This is a genomic window from Actinomadura sp. 6N118, from assembly GCF_044326415.1.
Lineage (GTDB): Bacteria > Actinomycetota > Actinomycetes > Streptosporangiales > Streptosporangiaceae > Spirillospora.
Genome location: NZ_JBIRAZ010000009.1, coordinates 84241 through 103565, shown reverse-complemented (window position 1 = coordinate 103565; position 19325 = coordinate 84241). Strand labels below are relative to the sequence as shown.

Annotated in this window: 18 protein-coding genes; 10 read left to right on the top strand and 8 right to left on the bottom strand. The window is 67.4% G+C overall.

Going from position 1 to position 19325, the window contains the following annotated elements:
* Positions 1–96: 96 nt before the first annotated feature.
* Together ACH34W_RS23970 and ACH34W_RS23965 are read right to left on the bottom strand one after the other, a co-directional pair.
* Positions 97–2907, bottom strand: a complete 2811-nt coding sequence (locus ACH34W_RS23970; protein ID WP_395963235.1) for an AAA family ATPase — start codon at positions 2905–2907, stop codon at positions 97–99.
* Between the two features lie 429 nt (positions 2908–3336).
* Positions 3337–3840 (bottom strand): VOC family protein, encoded by a 504-nt coding sequence (locus ACH34W_RS23965; protein ID WP_395963234.1) that lies wholly within the window; start codon positions 3838–3840, stop codon positions 3337–3339.
* A gap of 10 nt (positions 3841–3850) precedes the next feature.
* Between ACH34W_RS23965 and ACH34W_RS23960 the strand changes: the two genes are divergently transcribed.
* From ACH34W_RS23960 to ACH34W_RS23950, 3 genes are all read left to right on the top strand, one after another.
* The gene (locus ACH34W_RS23960) at positions 3851–4777 is read left to right on the top strand and encodes a haloalkane dehalogenase (protein WP_395963233.1); all 927 of its coding nucleotides are present in this window, start codon (positions 3851–3853) and stop codon (positions 4775–4777) included.
* A 58-nt stretch (positions 4778–4835) separates the two neighbouring features.
* Positions 4836–5585 carry a ribonuclease HII gene (locus ACH34W_RS23955; protein WP_395963521.1) on the top strand — a complete coding sequence of 250 codons (750 nt, stop codon included), beginning with the start codon at positions 4836–4838 and terminating at the stop codon, positions 5583–5585.
* A 73-nt stretch (positions 5586–5658) separates the two neighbouring features.
* Entirely contained in the window at positions 5659–6288 is a 630-nt protein-coding gene (locus ACH34W_RS23950; RefSeq protein WP_395963232.1) for an endonuclease, read from the top strand.
* A gap of 140 nt (positions 6289–6428) precedes the next feature.
* On the opposite strand, the gene ACH34W_RS23945 is transcribed toward ACH34W_RS23950, so the two are convergent.
* Entirely contained in the window at positions 6429–7724 is a 1296-nt protein-coding gene (locus tag ACH34W_RS23945) for a TerD family protein (protein WP_395963231.1), read from the bottom strand.
* Positions 7725–7892: 168 nt separating this feature from the next.
* Here ACH34W_RS23945 and ACH34W_RS23940 point away from each other — a divergent pair, with 168 nt between their 5' ends.
* Together ACH34W_RS23940 and ACH34W_RS23935 are read left to right on the top strand one after the other, a co-directional pair.
* Entirely contained in the window at positions 7893–8561 is a 669-nt protein-coding gene (locus tag ACH34W_RS23940; RefSeq protein ID WP_395963230.1) for a DoxX family protein, read from the top strand.
* Between the two features lie 196 nt (positions 8562–8757).
* Positions 8758–9636: a hypothetical protein gene (locus ACH34W_RS23935; protein WP_395963229.1), complete on the top strand. Its 879-nt coding sequence runs from the start codon at positions 8758–8760 to the stop codon at positions 9634–9636.
* A gap of 120 nt (positions 9637–9756) precedes the next feature.
* On the opposite strand, the gene ACH34W_RS23930 is transcribed toward ACH34W_RS23935, so the two are convergent.
* Together ACH34W_RS23930 and ACH34W_RS23925 are read right to left on the bottom strand one after the other, a co-directional pair.
* On the bottom strand, positions 9757–10851 hold the full coding sequence (locus ACH34W_RS23930) for a lipoyl protein ligase domain-containing protein (protein ID WP_395963228.1): 1095 nt from the start codon (positions 10849–10851) through the stop codon (positions 9757–9759).
* Positions 10852–10922: 71 nt separating this feature from the next.
* On the bottom strand, positions 10923–11561 hold the full coding sequence (locus ACH34W_RS23925; RefSeq protein WP_395963227.1) for a TetR/AcrR family transcriptional regulator: 639 nt from the start codon (positions 11559–11561) through the stop codon (positions 10923–10925).
* A 123-nt stretch (positions 11562–11684) separates the two neighbouring features.
* Between ACH34W_RS23925 and ACH34W_RS23920 the strand changes: the two genes are divergently transcribed.
* The 3 genes from ACH34W_RS23920 to ACH34W_RS23910 all read left to right on the top strand — a co-directional run bounded on the left by ACH34W_RS23920 (position 11685) and on the right by ACH34W_RS23910 (position 14292).
* Positions 11685–13106, top strand: coding sequence for an MFS transporter (locus ACH34W_RS23920; protein WP_395963226.1), 1422 nt, complete (start codon positions 11685–11687; stop codon positions 13104–13106).
* Positions 13107–13384: 278 nt separating this feature from the next.
* Complete coding sequence (locus ACH34W_RS23915) at positions 13385–13666, top strand: winged helix-turn-helix transcriptional regulator (protein ID WP_395963225.1); 282 nt, start codon at positions 13385–13387, stop codon at positions 13664–13666.
* Between the two features lie 74 nt (positions 13667–13740).
* Entirely contained in the window at positions 13741–14292 is a 552-nt protein-coding gene (locus ACH34W_RS23910) for a carboxymuconolactone decarboxylase family protein (protein ID WP_395963224.1), read from the top strand.
* A gap of 95 nt (positions 14293–14387) precedes the next feature.
* On the opposite strand, the gene ACH34W_RS23905 is transcribed toward ACH34W_RS23910, so the two are convergent.
* Positions 14388–15167, bottom strand: coding sequence for a helix-turn-helix domain-containing protein (locus ACH34W_RS23905; protein WP_395963223.1), 780 nt, complete (start codon positions 15165–15167; stop codon positions 14388–14390).
* An 88-nt stretch (positions 15168–15255) separates the two neighbouring features.
* Between ACH34W_RS23905 and ACH34W_RS23900 the strand changes: the two genes are divergently transcribed.
* Positions 15256–15636, top strand: coding sequence for a nuclear transport factor 2 family protein (locus ACH34W_RS23900; protein WP_395963222.1), 381 nt, complete (start codon positions 15256–15258; stop codon positions 15634–15636).
* Between the two features lie 46 nt (positions 15637–15682).
* Here the strand turns inward: ACH34W_RS23900 and ACH34W_RS23895 are convergent, their stop codons facing one another.
* On the bottom strand, positions 15683–16594 hold the full coding sequence (locus tag ACH34W_RS23895) for a MerR family transcriptional regulator (protein ID WP_395963221.1): 912 nt from the start codon (positions 16592–16594) through the stop codon (positions 15683–15685).
* Between the two features lie 250 nt (positions 16595–16844).
* Here ACH34W_RS23895 and ACH34W_RS23890 point away from each other — a divergent pair, with 250 nt between their 5' ends.
* Positions 16845–17660 (top strand): hypothetical protein, encoded by an 816-nt coding sequence (locus ACH34W_RS23890; protein WP_395963219.1) that lies wholly within the window; start codon positions 16845–16847, stop codon positions 17658–17660.
* Positions 17661–17748: 88 nt separating this feature from the next.
* On the opposite strand, the gene ACH34W_RS23885 is transcribed toward ACH34W_RS23890, so the two are convergent.
* Entirely contained in the window at positions 17749–18996 is a 1248-nt protein-coding gene (locus ACH34W_RS23885) for a cytochrome P450 (RefSeq protein WP_395963218.1), read from the bottom strand.
* Positions 18997–19325: the final 329 nt, after the last annotated feature.

Sequence of the window (19325 nt, the reverse complement as noted above, 5' to 3'; positions counted from 1 at the left end):
CCCGATTAGACCGCATCCGTCCGACAGACCGCCCGAGCGACCGCCCGACAGACCGCGACAGACCTCCGACAGGCCGCCGTGGCTCGCTCGGTGCGTTCAGCCAAGGCGGTGGGTCACCTCGGCGAATGCGGCGCGGACGTCGTCCGTTGTCAGGATGGTCAGGTCGGCGGCGGTGGCGGCCGGACCCAGCTGGGCCGCTCGTACGGCACGTGAGGCGCAGGCCTTCTCGTAGAGGGAACGCGCGAAGCGGCCGTTGCCCAGTTCGTCGATGCGTCCCGTACCGCAGGCACGCTGGAAGACGAGGGCCAGGTCGTCGAGGGCCTGTTCCTCCCAGTGGTCGCCTTCCTGCTCGGCGATCAGTTGGGCGATCTGGAGGAGCTCGTCCGGGCCGTACGAAGGGAAGTCGACCCGCACGTCGAAGCGCGAACTCAGGCCGGGATTGGAGGCCAGGAAGCGTTCCATGTCCTGGTCGTATCCCGCCAGCACGACGACGAGGCGGTCGCGGTCGTCCTCGGCTCGTTTGAGGAGCGTCTGGACGGCTTCGGCGCCGAACGCGTCGCCGCCGCTGTAGCCGGGATTGCTCAGCGCGTACGCCTCGTCGACGAAGAGCACGCCGCCGAGCGCCGAATCGATGACCTTGTTGGTCTTGAGGGCGGTCGCGCCGAGGTGATCGCCGACGAGGTCGGCGCGCTGGGCCTCGACCACGGACGGCCGCGTCAGGAGGCCGAGCGCCGCGAAGATACGGCCGAGGACGCGGGCGACGGTGGTCTTGCCGGTGCCGGGCGGCCCGGTGAAGACGAAGTGGCGGGTCGGCGTGCGGGTGACCAGGCCCTGTTCGGCGCGCATCTGGGCGACCTGGAGCTGCGCGGCGATCTCGCGTACCTGGCGTTTGACGGCGGACAGCCCGATCATCGCGTCGAGTGAGCCGAGGGCCTCGTCGAGGGTCGGCGTCTCGGCGTACCCGCGGTACCGCTCGGTGAGCTCGGCGAACGCGGTCTCGACGTCCTCGGTGCGCAGCGTGACCAGGTCGTCCGCGGTGGGACGGTCGGCGGCCTCGACCACGCGGACGTCACGCGCGCGGGCGGCGGCCTCGGTGAGCGAACGCACGAACCGCCCGTTGCCGAGTTCGTCGATGATGCCGCGCCGTTCGATCTCCTCGAAACGAGTGCCCAGGCGGCGCCGGGCCTCGCCGTCGAGCCGGTCATCGCGCAGGCCGGTGTGGTAGTCGGCGATGCAGAGGAGCTCAGCCGTGCGGTACGAGGGGAAGTGCACGCGCGTGCCGAACCGCGAGGCCAGCCCTGGGTTGGAGTCGAGGAACTCGGTCATCTGCGCCTCGTACCCGGCGAGGATGATGACCAGGTTGTCGCGGTCGTCCTCGGCGCGCTTGAGGAGGGTCTGCACGGCCTCGTTGCCGAACCGGTCCGGCTGCCCTTCGCCGGAGTTCACCAGCGCGTACGCCTCGTCGATGAACAGCACGCCCCCGAGCGCCGAGTCGACGAGCTGGTTGGTCTTGATCGCGGTGGCGCCGAGGAACTCCCCGACGAGGTCGGCCCGGTGCGCCTCCACCAGGTTGGGCGTCGGCAGCAGCCCGAACGCGTAGAAGATCTTGGCCAGAACGCGGGCCACGCTGGTCTTGCCGGTGCCCGAGGGGCCGACGAAGACGAAGTGCCGCATGGGCTTCTCGGTCGGCACACCGGCGGCGGCGCGCAGGTGTGCGGCTTCGATGGACGCGGCGATGGAACGCACCTGGCGCTTCACCGGTGCCAGCCCGATCATCTCGGTCAGCTCGGCGAGCGCCTCGGCGACCGAGATCTCCGGCTGGTCCTCCGCACGTCCGTCCTGCGTGCCGTCGTCCCGCGACCCCTCACCGCCGCCGTATTCCTGGGACTGCGCCGCCGCGCGCGCCTCGTACGCCGCCTGCGTGGCCGCAGGCACCCCGGCGGAGTCCAGCGTTCCGCCGCTCCCACCCGGACCGGACCCGCTCCCAGAGTTTCCCCCGGACGCGTTCTCCGAGCCGCTGCCGCCCGCTCCAGAGCCAGAGCCGCTTCCCTTTCCAGAGCCGCCGCCCTTGCCTGAGCCGCCGCCCGAACGCGGACCAGTGCCAAACTTCGGTCCGTTGCGCGATCCCGCGCCGGTCCCCGGCCATGAGCCGGTCCCGGCCCCCGCCCCATTCCCCGCAGCCGGACCGTTCCCAGCACCTGACCCATTACCTGGGCCCGACCCCGCCCCAGATTCACTGCCCGAACCGGGGCCGGTGCGGCGGTCGGGCCGAGGTTTGCCGGGCGTCGTCATGCCGTCGCCTCCCGGGTTGGACTGCTCCTGGACCCACCCCGTCTCGTATGCCTCGGCAGGTACCGAACGGCGCGCCTGGTCCCACCGGTAGGCCAGGAAGCCGAGCGCCGCCAGCCAGCCGGGTAGTACCTGCAGGTCCGGCAGCGGATGGGCCGCCGCAGCCGTGACGATCCCGGCCGCGGCGAGGGCGAGCAGGGCCGTACGCCACGGCGCATACCCCCGCAAGCGCAGCGCCACGAACGCGACAGGCAGGGCGAGGAGCGCGAGCAACAGCGACGGGCTGAGATAGGGCTGCTGGTCCTCGTGCCCTGGGTACAGATGGCCGAGCGGAACCGACACCACCAGCCAGCCCACGATCACCGAGACCACGGCCATGCCCGCCGGCGACCGCAGGGTCAGGTGCACCACGATCAGCAGGATGAGGGCGAACGCGGCGGCGCTCAGCACGGGCCCGTTCAGCACCACCGCCCCCGCCACCACCAGGGCGAGCAGCAGCAGCCCGCCCAGGAAGCGCAGCCCCGCCTGGACCTGGAAATAACGCCATCGCAGGCGCTCGAAGAGATCCCGCGCCGCGGTGCCCGCCGGGCGGGAGCGGGATCTGCCGAACAATGCCATCACAGGCGAGTAAAGCGCAGGACAGGCTCGAACGGGACTCCTCGCACGCGGTTCGTTGACTCCTGACGAGACAGGACGGCGAAGGTTTCTGTCGACCGAGGCCGACAACAAGCCCGGCGAACAGGACATTTGTACTGGGCAACGGTGGATTGCCAACCCTGCCCGACTTGCCGGACACACCCGTAGCGTCCTTGCCGGACACACCCGTAGCGTCAGTGATGTGACAAACAAGATCGGCAAATCCGCCGTGCACTCGGGCCGGGCCTAGGGCGTGTCTCAAAGTCGGCGCCCGTAGCGAGCGGCGTCCAGGTGCGTGCATCGTGGGGGCGGAGGAGGGAGTCGGCCCGGGTTTGGCCGTCGACTGACGACAACTCCGCGAGGTGCGTGCCTGGGCGTCGCGCAGTAGGGCAACTGACTTTGAGACGCGCCCTAGTCCTCGCGAACGTGGGTGTTGGCTCTGGGAGCCACGCAGAACAGGTGACCTACCGGGTCGACGTAAACGCGGAAGTGGTCGTCATCGGGCTGGTGTGCGGGCACCGTGGCCCCGAGCTCACGAAGCCTGCGTTCCATCTCATCCGGGTCCTCGTCGATGGCGAACTCGAGATGATGACGCAGCGGCGCCGTCGGGTCGGGCCACCCTGGCGGCGCCGGATTGTCCGCCCGCTGGAAGTCGAGCCGCACTTCGCCCTCGATGACCAGCACTGCGAAGTGGCCATCGTCGGCGACATGTACCTGCCCACCGAGAAAACCTTCGTAGAACCGCGCAAGCTTCCCGGGATCGGGACAGTCGAGTGTGACGGCGAACAAAGACACAGCCATGTCGGCAGCGTAGGCCGGATGATCGCTGGCACGCGAGCCGACATTGGTATGGACGTGCGCGAGCCGATAGTGGATGGACGTGCATGCGTCACTGGGATCATGGGCGTCATGCATGATGGGCATCATGCGAACCTTGCGCACGCCCGACGAGCGATTCGGCGCGCTGCCCGGCTTCCCATACGAGCCGCGCTATGCCGACGTCCCTGACCAGGACGGCGGAACGCTGCGAATGGCGTATGTCGAAGCGGGCCCGGCGGACGGGCCTGTGGTGCTGTGTTTGCACGGTGAGCCGAGCTGGTCGTTCCTCTACCGGCGCATGATGCCTGTGCTCGAGGACGCGGGTCTCCACGTAGTAGCCCCCGACTTGGTCGGCTTCGGGCGTTCCGACAAACCCACCGAGATCAGCGACCACTCGTACGCCCGCCACATCGAATGGACCCGTTCGCTCGCGTTCGACGTACTCGACCTGCGCGACGTCACCCTCGTCGGGCAGGACTGGGGCGGCCTGATCGGGCTGCGCCTGGCCGTGGCCCATCCTGAACGTTTCGCCCGGATCGTCGCGGCCAATACCGGCTTGCCGACGGGTGACTTTCCGATGCCGGAGACGTGGCTGCGGTTCCGGGAGTCCGTTCGTACGGCGCCGGAGTTCGATGTGGCACGCGGCATCCAGTCTGGTTGCCGCACGTCGCTCACGGACGACGTCCGCGCCGCATACGACGCACCCTTCCCGGACGAGTCGTACAAGGCAGGCCCACGCGCCATGCCCGGCCTGGTTCCCGCCGAGCCCGACGACCCTGAGGCCCAGCCCAACCGCGATGCCTGGGACGTTCTCCGGAAGTGGGAGAAGCCGTTCCTGGTGGCCTTCAGCGACAAGGACCCCATCACCGGCCCCATGGCACCTCTCTTCAGCCAACTCGTCCCCGGCGCCGCGTCGTTGCCACAGGCAGGCGTCAGCCACCCTACGATCGAAGGAGCGGGGCACTTCCTCCAGGAGGACGACGGAGAACGTCTCGCCCACGAGATCGTCGCCTTCGTACAGGCGACCTCGTGACCATCCGGCAAACACCCACACCGCGACCGGAGCCCTCTTGACCGCCAACGGGGAATTGCTGCCCGGCCTTGAAGCGGCAGGTGAGGGCTCAGTGCCACCTCCGCTGCCGCGGGTGGCGGGGTACGAGATCGAGAACCAGCTCCGGGAAGGCGGCGCCTTGCGGATCGCGGGCGTGGACGAGGTCGGGCGCGGCGCGTGGGCGGGGCCCGTGGTGGTGTGCGCGGCGGTCACCGACTTCAGCCCGCCGCCAGAACTTCCCGGACGCGGCAAGCGCAAGATCAGGCTCACCGACTCCAAGCTTCTCACCGAGGCGCATCGGGAGGCGTTCGCCGAGGTGTTGCCCGGCTGGCTCGCCACGTACGCCATCGGCTCCTCCTCGCCCGAGGAGATTGACGAGCTCGGTATGACAGAGGCCCTCCGCCGCGCCGCCCTGCGCGCGCTGGAGGCCCTTCCGGAGCCGCCCGACATGGTCATCCTCGACGGCAACAACGACTTCCTGAAGCGGCCCTGGCGCGTGCGCTGCGAAGTCAAAGCCGACCAACGGTCGGTCACGGTCGCGGCGGCGTCCGTCCTGGCCAAGGTGCATCGCGATCGCCTGATGGCCGAGCTCGATCCGGAGTTCCCCGCGTACGGCTTCGGTGCGTGCGCCGGATACCCCTCGCCCGTTCACCAGAAGGCGCTGGAGGCACACGGACCAACGCCACATCACCGGATGTCGTGGTCATACCTGGACGACCTCCCGCAATGGCGTCACCTTAAGAAGCACCGCGATCCGCTCGCGGGGGAAGGACAGCTCAGCCTGATCTGACATCGTCTTTGACTTCGGGCGGAGTTGTTCCCCACAGCCTGGGTAAGCCGCTCGATGACGGGAGGACGATGCCATGGACGCTGTCGTACGAAAGCTGATGCGAGAGGCGAGCAAGACCTACGCGGAGGAGGCCGGCATCCCGCTGAAGGACCAGCCTGCCGCTCTCTTCAAGTTGCTGGTCTTGGCCAACCTGATGAGCACCCGCATCTCCTCGGACATCGCGATGGCGGCTGCCCAAGAGCTGTTCGAGGCGGGCGGCGGCACACCACGCGGCATGAACAGGCTGAGCTGGCAAGACCGCGTCGACGCGCTGGGACGGGGACACTACGTGCGGTACGACGAGAGCACCGCGACACGGCTCGGCGATATGGCGGAGATGGTTCAGGACAAGTACCAGGGCGACCTGCGGCGGCTCGCGATCGAGTCAGGGCGCGACCGAGAACGCGCGGGCAAGCTGCTGCGGGAGTTCCCGGGGATCGGCCCTACGGGCGTCGACATCTTCTGCCGCGAGGCCCAGGCCATGTGGCCGTGGCTGCGCCCCTACTTCGACAGCCATACCCTCAAGGGCGCCGAACGCCTGGGCCTGCCCGGCGACCCCAAGCGCCTCGCCGACGTAGTCCCTGAGAAGGACCTGGCCCGCTTCGCCGCCGCGCTCGTACGAGTAAGCAAAGACAAGAAGCTCGCCGAAACCATCAAGTCCTGAGCTCACAAGTCCTGAGCTCAGCCGATGCGACAGCGCAGGGCACACCGGCAAAGTGTGCCCTGCGCTGATACGAACGTGTCTCAGAGCCGAACGAAGAGGAGGAAATCCGCAGAGCTCGGCTCGGAGTCAGCGGAGCCTGGTCAGTCCTTGCCGCGGGAGGCGACCCATTCGAGGTTCCAGTTGTACGCCTGGTCGACCGACATCTTGCCCCAGCGCGGGCGGCCGGGCGGTGGCAGGACGAACCGGCCCTGGCGGTGGACCACGAGCTCACCGTTCACGTTCTCGATGAGGGCGAGGACGGCGTCTCGCGAGGCGTCGTGGCAGTCGTCCATGCGCATCTCGATCGGTGGGGAGCCCACCGGGAAGAGCGTGGCGATCGCGTCCAGGCCGCGGAAGTCATCGGCGCCCTCGTAGATCTCCGCGAACACCAGGATGCGCTTGAACTGCGCGGTGTGGTCGAGGTTGATCGTGAGGTTCTCGCCGGTCTCGACCGAGCCCGTGCGGTCGTCCTTGTCGAGCTGGATGAACGGCGGGCGGTCGAGCGCGCCGAAGTCACCGACGGCGTGAATGATCCCCTTGCGGCCGTCCATCAGTTCCCAGAGGCAGCACAGGTCCAGGTCGAGGTCGTAGCCGCGGCGCCGCTTGCCGAACCGCCCGGTCGCGACGCCTTCACGTGCGGTCCAGTTGAGGTTGACCCGCATGTTGCCCGAGGTGGCGCCCTGCTTGGTGAGCGACACCGACGGGGAGCTCTTTGTCAGCGAAATCATCCCGCCTTGCACCGGAGGCTGCGACGGCGCAGCCTGTTGCGGCTGAGGCGGGGCGGGAGGGGGCGGCGGTTGTACTGGTTGCTGCGGTGGGGCAGGAGGAGGCGGTGGCTGTACGGGCTGCTGTGGCGGAGGAGCGCTCTGGCTCGGTTCGTCTACTGAGATGCCGAAGTCAGTGGCCAGACCCGCAAGACCCGAGTCGTACCCCTGGCCAATAGCGCGGAACTTCCAGGCGCCTTGGCGCCGGTAGAGCTCCCCCAGCACGAACGCAGTCTCAGTCGTGGCGCCAGGGTTGTCGAAACGCGCAACCTCAGTCCCGGCTGCCGCGTCCACCACCCGCACATACAGCCCCTGGAACTCGCCGAACGTACCGCCGTCCGCCGAGGCCGCGACCACGATCTTCTCGATGTCCGGCTCGACCGCCGCCAGGTTCACACCCAGGACGTCCCGTACGGTCGGGCCCCGTTGCTTGCCCTCGTGCCGTACCGAACCAGAACCGTGCACCGGCTGGTTGTAGAAGACGAAATCGTCGTCCGAACGTACTTTGCCCGTGCCAGCGATCAACAGCGCGGAAGCGTCGGCATCAGGCACGCCAGGACCACCCTGCCATCCCAGCTCCACCCGGACCGAGGCCACAGGCACCGCCGTGTTGGCGCCCTTCTGCATCGACATCTACGCACCCCTTCTCATCCGACGTCACCCAACCTATGACCAGGAACCGCCTACGGGCGACAACACCCGCCGCATATGCCGCTGCCCCTGGCCAGGAAGGCTCGCGGATTTGCCCTGCTACGGGTCATACTCACGAGCGGCGCTGCCCATACGGAAGGAGCGACGTCAATGCGTCCATCGCTGTTCTACGACGTCGTGGCCCTGCTCGCACGAATCGCCGTCGGAGTCGTCTTCATCGCCCACGGCTGGCAGAAGATCGAAGCAGGCATCACCGCGACCGGCCAGAGCTTCGACGACCTCGGCGTGCCCCTCCCCACGGCCGCCGCCGCATACGCGGCGTTCGTCGAGCTCCTGGGCGGCGCCGCCCTGATCGCCGGGGTGGGCCTCCCGATCGCGGGCGCCCTTCTCTTCGTGGACATGGCAGGTGCGTTTGTCTTCGTCCATGCCGACCAAGGCCTGATGCTCGTGGAGGGCAACAAGGTCGGGTACGGATACGAACTCGTGCTGGTCCTGGGCCTGATGAGCCTTCTCTTCGCCGCCGGAGCCGGCGGCCGCCTCTCCGTTGACGCGCTGGTGTTCAAGCGCGGCGCGTGGCCTAAGGAGAACCAAGATCCGGATCCGGATGCGGAGGTCACCGAAGCCCTCAAGCACTTCGTAGAGGTCGGCGAATCCGAAGGCACACCTTCTCCCGCCCCGGACGAGCCACGCACAGCCGCCGCCATCATCGAAGGCACCGAAGACGACACCCTGGTAGCCGGCCGCCGCGGCATCCGCCGTCGCCGTTCCTCCCAAACCCAACCCATCGAACGCCCCGAAGAAGGCCCCCCAACCCCGTAACCGCCACCTGCAACCGACGGTCATGCCGATGATCACGCAGTCGAGTCCGGCAAACGGACCGAGCATGCCCGCCTGATCGGTAGCCGCCGCCCTCACGGCTCCGGGGACACCCGCTCAGAAATGTCAGACGCGCGACCTACGGTCGTCACTGTAAGGATTTGCTTAACTCCAGCGAGTGTCGAATCCAGGAGGGATCATGGCCAACAGGAAGAACCGCAGTCCTCGCCACCGCCGGACTCCGTCCGCAGTCCGGCAACCAGGTCCCGAGGTCACCGTTGCCCTGCTCTGCAACGAGGACGACTTCGAGGCCATGCACCAGGCGTGCCCAATGCCGGAGTTCGGCGATTACGCCAAATACCGCGAACGCTCACGCTTACTCCTCCGTGCTCTGCGACGCCACGGCGGCCACGTCTGGGTGCGCCCGTTCGATCCTGAGGGCTACCGCACGTTCTGCGCGCTCGAGAGCCTTCCGGCAGACCACGTCCAGAGCCGCGCGCAATACTCCGCGAGTCTTCGCCTCCTACCGCCGCAACTGTACGGAGGAGAGCCGCTCGACGTGCTGCTCCGTGCGCTCGGCCGTCAACGCGACGACGAACGCACCGCAGCCGCCGCCCTCGAACTCCTCGGCCTCGCCACCGAACCCGGACCCGCCTCCAAGCTCAACGATCCAGCCCAAGAGGCGATAGCGGTCGCAACCGCGATCCTCCTCGCTCTCGTACGAGGCGTAGGCCTTGGAGTCCACCGGCTCGCCTGCGTTATGGACGCAGGCCCGGAGCAGCTCTCGATCCAGACCGAGTTCGAGAAGTCGCCACACCAGGTCTTGTCGTACGGCCCGCAGCTGGACATCTTCACCACGATCCTCGCGGCCGCGTACGCCCTAGGAGAGTCGGCCGCCGTCACCATCCGCACCCAGGACGACAACAGCGAGACCGTCCGTGGCTGGCAGATGAACGGGGACCACCTGGAGCCGTTATCAGCGTTGGAGGTCCGCAGCGCGTACTCCGCCCACGCACCCGACTCACCCACCACGCACTACGAACCCGGCTTCCCCCTACCCAACCGCCCGCCGCCGTGATCAGCCCTGGCCAGTGGTCTGGATTCGTGCGGTCGCGGTTGCCACAGCGACCGTCATGCCATCGGGCCCGATGAGCTCGCCCGCGTTCAAGGACAGCAGCAGGTCGGAGGAGTCGGGATGTTAGGGAACGCGAGCGGTCCAAGACGGGCTGGAGAACTTCTCCATGGCGAGCTTCTCCGCCATCCGGAGCTCGGCTTCGGTCAGCCGATCGTCGGTGAGGCCATATCGAGTGCGGAAGTGAGCGATCATCCGGTCGATGACCTGTTCACGAGGCAAGCCGGTCTGGCTGCGGAGCGGATCGACCCGCTTCTTGGCGCTGGCGATGCCCTTGTCGGAGATCTTCTCGCGGCCGATGCGGAGCACCTGGGTCATCTTGTCGGCATCGATGTCGTACGCCATGGTCACGTGGTGGAGCACCGCGCCCGCCGCCAGCCGTTTCTGGGCAGCTCCGGCGATCTTCCCGTTGGCGGACGCGATGTCGTTCAGCGGCTGGTACCAGGCCTTGATACCGAGGTCACCGAGCGCACCCAGCACCCAGTCGTCCAGGAAGGCGTAGCTCTCCGCAAAGGACATGCCCGCCACGAGCGACTCCGGCGCGTACAGCGAATAGGTGATGGTGTTGCCAGGCTCGACGAACATCGCCCCGCCACCGCTGATCCGGCGGACGACCGTCACACCGTGCCGCTCCGCCTGCTCGGCGTCCACCTCGTTCCGCAACGACTGGAAGCTACCGATGATCACGGAATTGGAGGCCCACTCCCACACCCGCAACGTAGGTGGCCGGCGACCGGCACCGACCTCCCCGGCAAGCACCTGGTCCAGCGCCATATGAAGAGCTGGAGCCTGCGGTTCGGTCTGAATGAGCTGCCAATCATGGTCACGCCAGTCGGACGCGTGCGCCAGAGCGCGCCGGACAGCGATGCCGATGGCCTCGGCCGAGACGCCGAGCATGACGGTGCCCTGAGGCAGACCAGCCTGCACGCGGCCACCGAACTCTCCGGCTTCCAGCCCCGCAGACAACCCCTCCAGGGCCGCATTGATGCTGTCCAGAGCCTCGTCCGGCTCAAGGAAGAAGTCCCCGCTGACCCTGACGTCCCGCAGGCGGCCATCCTCGACCTCCAGGTCGACGGCCACGAGCTTCCCACCAGGCACCTTGTACTCACCGTGTGTCACGTACAAGGTCAACAGCCAGCCCACCGCCGAGATTCCTGCCACCTCGCCACACTCCCCGCCCCAGAGATGCCCTAGGTGCCCGGAGATGCCCTGGGCGTACTGCCCAGGGACATCTAGATCTGGCTGGGAGGTAGTTGGGGCGGGCCGCCCGGGAGGGGGTTTGGGTCGTCGGTGCGGAGGCCGTCCAAAACGATCTGGAGGTTGCGTTCCCACTGGAGGTCACCTGCGCGCAGGCCCAGGGTGCGGTCGCCGGTCGATGTCGAGACCATCAGGAACGCCACATCCTGCCAGGTGACATCCGTACGCATGGCTCCGGCGGCTTGGGCTCGTTCGACCAGGAGGCGGATGCGGTCGCGGAGGACGGTGCGCTCGTGGTCGATGATGCCGCCGAGCGCCTCGTTGACGTCGCAGAGTTCGTTCCGCAGCCGGATGTACGAGCCCGCGAACCGGCACAAGGCCGCCCAGGGGTCGGGATCCGCGAGACCTAGGTCTGCCGCCGCCACGATCTCGTCGAGCAGTTCGCTGAGCACCGCCTGGAGGAGCACCTCAAGAGAGCCCACGCGGCGGTAGAACGTACCGACGCCCACGCCGGCACGCCGCGCGATCTCGTGGGCGGTGATCTCACCCCCGTCGGACGCGGCCTCCCGCGCGGCTATGACCAGGCGTTCAACGTTCCGGCGCGCGTCCGCACGTGGGCGGCGGCCGGAACCGTCCTGGAGCAGCCGCTCCACAGCGGTCGCTGTCCTGCTCATGAGTACAGCCTAGCAATAAGCGGACGCCATCTGTCCGATTTAAGTGGACAGGTCACGTCCGTTTGAAATACCGTTCGAAGCGGACTGCACTCGTCCGTTTACTTCGAAAACGTTAGGTGGGCCATGTCGTCAGACGAGGAACGTTCGGCCATGAAGATCACCGCGCTGGCGGCTGGGTTTGTGATGGCTGGGCTGGACGCGACGGTGATGCAGGTCGCGGGCGCGACCATCCAGGAACGACTCGACGCGTCGTTGACCCAGCTCACCTGGGCCGTCGACGGCTATGTGCTGACGTTCGCCGCCTTGCTCATGCTCGCCGGCGGCCTGGCGGGCCGGATTGGCGCCCGAACGGTCTACATGTGGGGCATGGCGATCTTCGTGGTCGCCTCTCTGGCGAGCGCCCTCGCTCCCACGATCGAGTCGCTGATCGCGGCCCGGCTGCTGCAGGGCGCGGGGGCGGCGCTGTTCATGCCGAGTTCGCTGGCCTTGCTCGTGCATGCGTTCCCGGATCCGCGCGAACGCACCAAGGTCCTCGGTCTCTGGTCCGCGGTCGTGTCATCGTCCTTGGCGCTCGGCCCCACGGTCGGCGGCATCATGGTCAGCACACTCGGATGGCAGAGCATCTTCCTGATCAATCTGCCCGTGGGGCTCATCGGCATGGAGCTGACACGGCGCTTCGTCTCCCGGACCGGCGCGAGCCGCGAGACGCCGCTGGCCATCTCCGGGCACGCCACATTGATCGTCGTGCTCGCCGCGTTGAGCTTCGCGCTCATCGAGGGCCCGCAGCGGGGCTGGACCTCGGCGACCGTGCCGGCGGCAGCCGCCGTCACGGTGATCGGGACCGTGCTTCTCCTGGCCCGCGAACGTCACGCTCGTACGACCGTCATGCCATGGACACTGTTCCGGGAACCGCGCTTCGCGGGGGCCAACGCCGTGGGATTCTTCTTCAACGCGGCGTTCTACGGCGTGCTTTTCCTGGTCGGCCTGTACTTCCAGCACGCTCGCGGCGCGTCACCACTCCGCGCCGGGCTGGAGATCCTTCCGTTGACCGCCTTCCTGCCGCTGAGCAACATCACGTTCGCGCGCATCTCCGCCCGCTTCGCCAACGGCCCACTGCTGATCATCTTCCTCTTCGTGGCCGCCATGGCCTCGCTCGCGATGGCCACGATCTCCCCCGCCACCCCGTACTGGCAGGTGGCCCTGGCCCTGGCCGTGACCGGCATCGCCGGCGGGATCATCTCACCTGCGATGACCGCCACCATGGTCGACGCCGCCGGATCGGAGAACGGCAACGCGGCCGGCGCCGTCCTCAACGCCAACCGCCAGGTCGGCACGCTGGTCGGGATCGCCGTCATCGGCGCCGTTCTCGCCGCGGCCCCTGACTGGACCACCGGCACCGCCACCGCGTTCCTGGCCATCGGCATCGCCTATCTCGCTGCGGCCGTGACCGCCTGGCATCTGATCGCCAGGCCCGAACGCCGCGCCACCCTCGCACAGACGATCCCCGCCACGTCCCAACCCGCCCCGCCCCTGTCCCGCCACTGATCATTCCGGAACGCCGTTCCCCCGCCCACCGATCTCTCCGACCTGCTGATCCCTGCATCGGCTGCAAGCCTCGGAGCGGACGAACTGGGTGAACGCCCAGACCTCAACGCAACAACGGCCGCGTCTTGCAATACGGGACGCGACTTCTGCGCACGAGGAGGCGAAGGACGCACATGGCACCTGACTGCTAGCGTTTCGGAAACCGAAACACCGGGGGCCGAATGACGACGCCTACACCAGGACGGCCCGTAAGGGGCTCCAGCACCGGCCGGCCGCTGATGGCAGCGCTTGACCTGTTCGGTCGGCGGTGGACTCTGCGGATCGTGTGGGAGCTGCACGAGGGGGCACATGGCTTCCGCCCGTTGCAGCAGCGATGCGACAACATGTCGTCGAGCGTGCTGCGGCAACGCCTGGTCGAACTCACCACTGCGGGGCTCGTCGATCAGACGCCCGAGGGGCAGTACGCGCTGACCACCCTCGGCCAGGAGGCGTACGAGGCGCTCCGGCCGCTTGCCGGCTGGTCAGAACGCTGGGCGTCAACCCTCTCCGGAGGGGACTAAAGGACCATCCCCTTGCGCTTCTGTTTTCGAAGCGACATAGTGATTCGGAAACAGAAGCACCCGAAGGGTCACTCATGCCGCGCATCGAACCACTCACTCCCCCGTACGAACCTGAGATCGGCGAGGCTCTCCGCAAGTGGATGCCACCCGGCGTCGCCCACGACCCGCTCCAGCTCTTCCGGGTCCTGCACCGCAATCCCGAACTTGCCTCTCGGATGCGTGTCCTGGGCGCCGGACTACTGGCACACGGCAAGCTCCCCGCTGAAGACCGCGAGATCGTCATCGCTCGAGCCTGCGTACGCAGCGGCTGTGAGTACGAATGGGGTGTGCACGCCGCGACCTTCGCTGAAGCGGTCGGGCTCACGAAGAAGCAGATCGACGCCACCGTGACCGGGGACCCCACCCCGTGGTCACCCAAGCAAGGCGCCCTGATCCGAGCGGTCGACGAGCTACACGACTCGGCGAACCTCTCTCAGAACGCATGGAACGAACTAGCCGCGCACTACGACCAAGCCCAAATGCTGGAGTTCGTCGTCCTAGCAGGCTGGTATCGCACCATTGGCCAACTGGCCAACTCGCTGCAACTCGACAACGAACCCTGGGCCGCCACGTTCCCCTCCACCTGAACGTAGGCGGCGCGTCATCTGCGCAGCTCGGACTACGGAGACGCGCTGACGCGGTAGCCAAGGCTCACTCGACCCCCCGGCCAGGCCGTCGACTCTTAGGAGGCTTCGGCCCGGAAGAATTCGGCGGTGAGATCGTCGGCCGGGAAGAAGGCCTCAACGGCGATCTCTTCAAGGGTGATGTCAAAGGCCGTGCCGAACGTCGTGATCGTGCTGAAGAGACTGAGCTCAACGCCACGATGCCGGATCCGGATCGGCAAGGCGATATCGGCCGGATCAGGCGGAGGCAGGTCCCCCTCAACCCCATACGACACCAGCTCCTCGTGCAACTCACTCAACGCCGGATCGCCGGTCTGCGCGACCTGACGCGCGAGGCGCGGCATCAGGAACGTGCGCACCTGGGCCAAGTTGCTCAGCCGCGGTGCAAAGCCCTTCGGGTGCAGGCCAAGGCGCATCATGTTGATCGGAGGCTCCAGCAACTCCGGGTCAGCGTCCTCGAAGAACACGCCGATCGCCGAGTTGGCCAGGATCACGTTCCAGCGGCGATCCAGCGCGACCGCCGGAAATGGCTCATGCCCGCGCAGCACTCGTTCGACCGCTGCCAGCGCCTTGGCCAGGTCCGGGTCGTCCAGCGGACGCTGCTGGTAGACAGGCGCGTGGCCGGCCGCGACAAGCAGCCGATTGCGCTCGCGCAGTGGAACGCCAAGGTGTTCGGCAAGATGCAGCACCATAGAGCGACTGGGAATCGTGCGACCGGTCTCGACGAAGCTGACATGCCTCGGCGACACATCCGCCTGAATCGCCAGGTCAAGCTGGCTAAGCTTGCGCCGGTGCCGCCAATCCCGCAGCAACTCCCCGACTGGCCGATCGTCCGTCATGCAGCCGTTCTACCGAAGCTGCGGCGCCGGTCACCACTACATGCCATGTAATCGACAGTGGTTACGGGGGGTTGCGATGGTCTGGGGCATGAACGAGACCGCGCAAGCCGCACGCAACAGGGAACTTGTCGAACGCACTTATCGGGAGTTTGCGAACGGGAACATCGAGTATCTGCGGACCGTCCTCACGGAGGACTTCATCGAGCACAGCCCCGGGAATCCCTCGGGGCGGGACGCGTTCATCGAGTTCATCGCCAAGTCACCGATCACCGACGCCAGGCTCGACCTCAAGCGGGTCGTCGTGGACGAGCAGTACGCGGTGGTGCACTACCTGATGACGCCGCCCGGAGACGAACGTGGCATCGCCGTTGTCGATCTCTGGCGGATCGAGGGCGGCTTGATCGTCGAGCATTGGGACGTCGTCCAGCCCGTACCCGACCCCGCGGATGTTCCCAACGGGATGCTCTGACCCGGATGCGGCCTCGCTTCCCCCAAGCGAGGCCGCATCGAGGTGATCATGCGTTCGTGTGGGCGCGGAGGGCGGCGATCAGCCACTCGAAGTTCGGGACGGCAGCCGGGTGTGGTGGACGGCCGTTGATGATCGCCAATAGCTGCCAGTAGCGTTCCACCCGCGCGTCGACGAAGACCTCAAGCTGTTCGAGCAGCCGGGAGCGCTCTCCGGAGGGGAAGTCGGGCGCAACGAGTCGGTCGAGGATGGCCTTTCCCTGGGCCGAGCCGGGCTCGATACCCTCTGCCAGCGCCCGTCCGGCATGTTCTGAGACCGCGTAGTAGTCGAGCTCATAATCGAGTTCGTCCGCTCCCGCCCCGGCCACCGCCATCGCACGTACTCGGTTGCGGAAGTCCTCGTTCGCGACCAGCTCGCCCAGCTCGATCCAGGCGTCCACCTGCTCGGGGGCGGGGTCGTCGGGGAGCTCGACGGGCATCTGCCGCATGCTGTTCGCGACTCCCATGGCGGGCGAGTCCGGATCGATGCCGGTCGCGATGTCCGCCACGAAATCGTCGATGATCTGCTGCCGTTCCTGCGCCGACAGCCGGGCCAGTTTGTGCATCAGGAGTGTCTCCTCGATCGAGCTTCCACGGTTGGCGATGGTGCTGAGCACCGCGCGGCGCAGCCTCAACGTCCGGATCTCCGTGTCGAGTGCGGCAACCTGCGCGGCGGCGACGTCCGTCACGGTGACCGCGCTCGAAAGGATCTGCTGCACCACGTCCAGGCCAAGGCCCAGCTCCCGCAGAGTCCTGACGAGCTCAAGCCGAAGCACCGCCTCGGGACCGTAGAGGCGGTAACCCCCAGCTGACCGTGCAAGAGGCACCAGGCCCGCGTCCGACCAGAACCTGATCGTCCGGGCCGACAGCCCGGTCCGGCGAGCAAGCTGCCCGATGGTGAACGACTCCGCGTCCGTGCTCATAAAGACACCGTGCACCTTCCAGTTACTGGAACCTCAACTCGATATCCGCACGCTCCAGTGAAGACGGGATCCGCACGAGTGAGGACGGGGCCCTCCACATGAACGAGCGGGAAGCCCGGCTCCCTGCCCTCGTGTTATCTCCTACGCCCCTGCGGCGTCGTGCTGCTGGGGCAGAGCACTTATTCGGAGTGTGCAGTATTCCCCGCGGACATCGCCCGAGTGACCGCCACGGTCGTGCTTAACTCGGCCTGTGATCGACTGGGCGCGTTTGCAAGGTGTGTACGGGCCGGCGCACGACGTTCCCGTGCTTCTCCAGGCAGCGGGGAACGGCGCCAAGGACGCCTGGGACGAGCTGTGGATCCAACTCTGGCACCAGGGGAATACCTGCGATGCGGGCATTGCAGCGTTGCCGACCTTGGCCTCCCTCGCACAGCATACGAACCGAGCGGTGAGGCTTCCTGCGATCGAGCTTGCAGGGGAGATCGTGGGGGCTGGTCTCCGCGAAGGTCGGCCCCTGAAGAAGATGAAGGAGCTCCACCAGCCGGTGGCCATGCTCAGCGCCTTGGCCGACGGATGGCTGTCGGAACGGCCAGCCGACTACCGGGTCTGTTTCCGCGCGAAGCTCGCGCTGGACGGCTTCCCTGTACTGAGCTACGTCCTCGACGATTTCCTGGACTTCTGCTGTGACGTCTCCTGCCCCCAGTGCTCCGACAAAGTCAGCATCGTGATCGGAGACTACGGCTGCTACTCGTCGATCCGCGACTGGAATCTCGGTGACGTGCACCCCATCCCGCTGCGCCCGGCCGCCCCAGACGATTTGCAAGACGCCGAGCAGGGACTGCATCACGCAGCGATAAGAGACGAGCAGCCAAAACTCGCCTGGGGCCTCAGGCACGTGTTCGGCGACGCGGAATGCGGCACCTGCGACACGACCTTCTCCGTCATATCGGCCTTGGAGGCCAAGAGAACACCGTCCACCGAATTCCAGGAGAACACCGGCGCCGCGACCGCCCCGGCCGAACACGACGAAGGGGAGAACCGGCACTGGCCGGCTCCCCCCTTCTGACGTTTGAGACTTCAGCCGCTCCTTGGCTCGAACGGAAAAGAGGTAGTCGACCCGGCATCTGCGGATCTCGCCACACCGGCCAGAACGGCTACCACTCGACCGGCAGGGATTCGGGTCCGGCGATGCTGTGCCCCGCCTTCCAGGGAATGTCGCCCGGGGGCACAGCCAGCCGCAGAGTGGGGAGCTCCCGCAACAACGCCTTGAGGGCGACGCGGATCTCCAGACTCCCCAGCGGTGCGCCGATGCAGTAGTGCGCGCCGTGCCCGTAGGACATGTGCGGGTTGGGATCGCGACCGAAGTCCATCTTCGCAGGGTCATCGAATACCCGGGGGTCACGGTTGGCGGCGTCGTGCGACGGGATGACGATGTCGCCCTCCTGCAAGGGGGTGCCGCTCGGCAACACCACGTCTGCCGTCACCCGGCGAGGCATGTCGTCTCCGTTGGTCGTCGAGTAGAGCCGCTCTAGCTCGGTGACCGCTGTGTCGATCTCAGTGGGGTGCGCGAGCAGATGGGCCCAAGCGGTCCGGTGGCCGGCGTACTCGCGGGTGAGCAGGACGTAGACGAAGCGGGCGATCGAGCTGGCGGCGGTGTCCCAACCGCCCACGACCAGTGCCAGCGCGAGTTTGATCTGAACGTCGGGCGCCAGGTCGGCGCCGGTCACGGCGATGCGGGTGAGTAGATCGTCCGCCGGACGGGCGCGGCGCAGTTCGATCTGTTCCCAGAGGTAGCCGCCCATCTCCAGCTCCGACTGGGCCGCGTCGTCCCGGGTGAGGTCGGCCGTGCCGAGGAACATGTCGCCCCAGGCGCGAAACCGTAGCCGGTCATCGCCCGGCAGGCCGAGAAGATCGCAGATGGTGTCGAGCGCGAAAGGCAGCGCAAAATCGGCCAGCAGGTCGGCGTGCCGGCCGTCGGCCGTGATGGCGGCCAGGCGCTCCGCGGCCGTCTTCTCCAGCGGACCGCGTAGTCCGGCGACGGCCGACCTGGTGAACGCCTCCCGGACGATGTCGCGCACCCGCGCGTGCTCCTCACCATCCATGCCGAGCATCGTGCCCGACACGTCGACGTCGTCGGCGTGCGCGGCGGTCGCCCGCGAGAAGGTCGTCTGGCGGCGCAGCACCTCACGCACGTCGGCGTATCGGCAGATCAGCTTGGCCTCAATCCGCCGCCCGTTCACCGTGCGAATGACCCGGACCACGCCAGAGCCGGACGCCGCGAACTCGGCGTAGGACGGATGCTTGTCCGGGCCTGGGGGCCGGTTGACTCCGTCGGCGTCCACATAGAGGGGATGGGCGATTCCAGTGGTGTCGGCGTCCAGACCTGCAGGGGACGTGCTCACGTGAGTCCCTTCCGTGAGGCTAGCCAAGATCGCAGACTAACCCGAGCCTCTGTACCGGGCGTCCTAACGATCTCGCCAGATTTCCTTCACGGCGGGGATCCGGTGAGCACGCCGGGGCGGAACGCGAGCGGGGAGCCGTTGAATCGAGAGACCCAACAAAGGTTGGTCGCTTCGGCACTTACAGACGATGATCTATCCGCCGAGCAGCACGCTCCAATACCCGTCGAACAGGGGGTCTAGCAGCGGGCATCACGCCTGAGGAGGCAAGACAAAGCCGTTGAGGTGGGGTGCTTTGCCTTCACGGGTGTGCCCGCCGAAATGATCAGGCG